The sequence below is a fragment of the Salmonella sp. NW884 genome, assembly GCF_051700745.1.
GTDB classification, from domain to species: Bacteria; Pseudomonadota; Gammaproteobacteria; order Enterobacterales; family Enterobacteriaceae; genus Salmonella; species Salmonella enterica.
Genome location: NZ_JAMMDE010000025.1, coordinates 1 through 2,754, shown reverse-complemented (window position 1 = coordinate 2,754; position 2,754 = coordinate 1). Strand labels below are relative to the sequence as shown.

Annotated in this window: 5 protein-coding genes; 2 read left to right on the top strand and 3 right to left on the bottom strand. The window is 46.4% G+C overall.

The genetic code is table 11. The annotated features are described in order from the left end of the window. The first annotated feature begins 50 nt into the window (after nucleotides 1–50). A complete protein-coding gene (locus tag NA197_RS23285; RefSeq protein ID WP_071527578.1) occupies nucleotides 51–212 on the top strand; it encodes a replication initiation protein in 162 nt (53 codons plus the stop codon). A 212-nt stretch (nucleotides 213–424) separates the two neighbouring features. On the opposite strand, the gene NA197_RS23280 is transcribed toward NA197_RS23285, so the two are convergent. The 3 genes from NA197_RS23280 to mobA form a co-directional block, all read right to left on the bottom strand. Further along, the gene (locus NA197_RS23280; protein WP_000014067.1) at nucleotides 425–829 is read right to left on the bottom strand and encodes a hypothetical protein; all 405 of its coding nucleotides are present in this window, start codon (nucleotides 827–829) and stop codon (nucleotides 425–427) included. Then, complete coding sequence (locus tag NA197_RS23275) at nucleotides 826–1,098, bottom strand: hypothetical protein (protein WP_001286144.1); 273 nt, start codon at nucleotides 1,096–1,098, stop codon at nucleotides 826–828. The genes NA197_RS23280 and NA197_RS23275 overlap by 4 nt, the downstream gene beginning before the upstream one ends. Before the next feature lie 358 nt (nucleotides 1,099–1,456). Beyond that, on the bottom strand, nucleotides 1,457–1,780 hold the full coding sequence (mobA, locus tag NA197_RS23270) for a plasmid mobilization protein MobA (RefSeq protein WP_000166966.1): 324 nt from the start codon (nucleotides 1,778–1,780) through the stop codon (nucleotides 1,457–1,459). 283 nt (nucleotides 1,781–2,063) lie between these two features. Between mobA and NA197_RS23265 the strand changes: the two genes are divergently transcribed. Further along, entirely contained in the window at nucleotides 2,064–2,258 is a 195-nt protein-coding gene (locus NA197_RS23265; protein ID WP_001041622.1) for a Rop family plasmid primer RNA-binding protein, read from the top strand. The last annotated feature ends 496 nt before the right edge of the window (nucleotides 2,259–2,754 follow it).

The window sequence follows — 2,754 nt, the reverse complement described above, 5'->3', positions numbered from 1 at the left end:
CACGCCTGACACTCAGTTCCGGGTAGGCAGTTCGCTCCAAGCTGGACTGTATGCACGAACCCCCCGTTCAGTCCGACCGCTGCGCCTTATCCGGTAACTATCGACTTGAATCCAACCCGGAAAGACACGACTTATCGCCACTGGCAGCAGCCACTGGTAACCGAATTAGAGGAGTTAGCCTTGAAGTCATGCGCCTGTTAAGGCTAAACTGAAAGAACAAGTTTTGGTGACTGCGCTCCTCCAAGCCAGTTACCTCGGCTCAAAGAGTTGGTAGCTCTGAGAACCTTCGAAAAACCACCTTGCCGGGTGGTTTTTTCGTTTCATAGACAAGAGACTACGACGACAAGACAAGGATCTCAAGAAGATCCTTACATTATGCCCCCCCCTTGGCACGCCGTAACCTCGCTAAACGTTCAGCATCCAGTTAATCCATACTACCTTGCTCGTAACGTTTCTCTATCAATCTCATTTGTTGCACAATATCCTTCGCAGAAGTTCTATTAATCTTTTTATTCTTTCTACCAAAAAACATAGAAAGCACTCCACAAATAAGGCTTGCCCAAAATACGTACCATGAAATTAATATCTGCCTTGGCATATAACCATCATCTGATGGCAAATCTAAAGTTAATGCTGCTATCAATGCCGAGCCAGCCACACCTAAAAATATAGAACCAATCGTATGGTATATATTTTCATCATCACTAATACTTTCTATTTTCCCTATTAAAAAATCCCATTCTTCAACAAGAATAGGGTAAGCCATTTTCTTTTTTGGTTGAGCAATTTCATAGTCCTGAGACATTTTAAAATTATTACCACCACTCACTTTGAGCCTCCATCTTGCTTATTGTCAGCAGATAAGCACCCTGAGATAATGGCATTAACAAGAACAACATTCCCGCAATTATCACAAGTTACAGGAATAATTGGGACTATCGGACCTGCCCCAATAACAACATTACCTTCATGAAATTCTCTTAGTTCAAAAATTTTGTCAGAAACATTCCAACGCCCTTTTTTACACAAGGGACATTTGCTCCCTCCCCACTTTTCAGACAAATATTTAATTATTTGATCTGACTTAACATCACTCATATTCCCTCCAAGCATTCCTTATACTCATATATTTATTAGCGAACAATCACATCACTCAATAATTTATTGATCAAGTAACTTTATAGAGTACATCCATATCTGTTTTGTGCGCAAAAAAACATAAATATAAAATCTTACATTTACCATAATACCAGTATTGTACGCACCGCTGAAACGCGCTGAACGCGATTCTGACGCAGACACCGCAAAAAGAGATGTTTTACCCCGGGAAAACAGGAAGGATGCGTCAGGATCGTTTTCAGCTCGCTGCATAGCTATGCATGAAAGCGAATGGTGATCACTTTGGGAGCTTACGGTGTTCATACCGTCTGTTTTCGACAGTTTTCTCTCCGGGAAGCTAATCTGCCATAAGTCTGGATAACAGGGCACGGTGATACTCCGTAATAGCGATCAGCACCTCCGCATACTCCCTGTCCCCGACACGCTTGCCGTCGATAAAGAGTTTTTTCTGTAACGCCCCCAGTCTCATAACTTCTTTCAGTACCCGATCATCAGTCAGTGAGTTAACTTTCTTACCGAGAGCTGCCGCCCGTAAAAAACCGGAAACGGTCTTGCCGCATTCAGCAGCCCTTTTTCTGATTTCCTGGTCTTCTTCTGCCGTCAGACGAACAGGGCGACTGATAGCCCGCCTGCGCGTATTACTTCCACTTCGTTTTGTCATAAAACATGGCTCCGTATCTGACATGGGTGTCGGGGCAAAGCCCTGACCAGGGCAATTGTAATAGCGTGCATGTATGCGCGGTATAACAATTGCACATCCTGTCCTGTCAGCAAGCTCGAATTACCGACAAAGGCACGGCAGTTTTTTGGCAGTGACAGTGTTGTCTGACAGAAATGCCCGTCAAAAAGCCAAGCGGCAGAATAGCGGCAGCAAAACAGTCGAAAAGTGGTACGCGATATAATCACACAACGCAGATGACAGACAGAACGGAGAAAACGAAAAGATGAACAAGCAGCAGCAAGCCGTACTCAACATGGCGGGATTCATAAAAAGTCAGAGCCTGACGCTGCTCGAAAAACTGGACGCACTCAATGCCGACGAACAGGCCGCCATGTGTGAGAAACTGCACGAACTCGCAGAAGAACTCCAGAACAGCATACAGACACGCTTTGAAGCGGAAAATCTTACCGGGATATAACGCTCCAGACAGGATGCAGAACGGCATAGAGGAGCGTAAGGAGAAAATGTCACATAAGGCGCTCTTCCGCTTCCTCGCTCACTGACTCGCTACGCTCGGTCGTTCGACTGCGGCGAGCGGTGTCAGCTCACTCAAAGGCGGTAATACGGTTATCCACAGAATCGGGGGATAAAACCGGAAAGAACATGTGAGCAAAAGACAAAGACCCAGAAGAAGGGCGCGCGGGAGGCGTTTTTCCATAGGCTCCGCCCCCCTGACGAGCATCATAAAAACCGACGCTCAAGTCAGAGGTGGCGAAACCCGACAGGACTATAAAGATACCAGGCGTTTCCCCCTGGAAGCTCCCTCGTGCGCTCTCCTGTTCCTGCCTTTCGGTTTACCAATGTCATTCCGCAGTTATGGCCGCGTTTATCTCATTCCACGCCTGACACTCAGTTCCGGGTAGGCAGTTCGCTCCAAGCTGGACTGTATGCACGAACCCCCCGTTCAGTCCGAC

Bases quoted from the DNA above. Each gene is read 5' to 3' on its own strand.
- mobA (WP_000166966.1), bottom strand. From the start codon at position 1,780: ATGACAAAACGAAGTGGAAGTAATACGCGCAGGCGGGCTATCAGTCGC.
- NA197_RS23265 (WP_001041622.1), top strand. From the start codon at position 2,064: ATGAACAAGCAGCAGCAAGCCGTACTCAACATGGCGGGATTCATAAAA.
- NA197_RS23275 (WP_001286144.1), bottom strand. From the start codon at position 1,098: ATGAGTGATGTTAAGTCAGATCAAATAATTAAATATTTGTCTGAAAAG.
- NA197_RS23285 (WP_071527578.1), top strand. From the start codon at position 51: ATGCACGAACCCCCCGTTCAGTCCGACCGCTGCGCCTTATCCGGTAAC.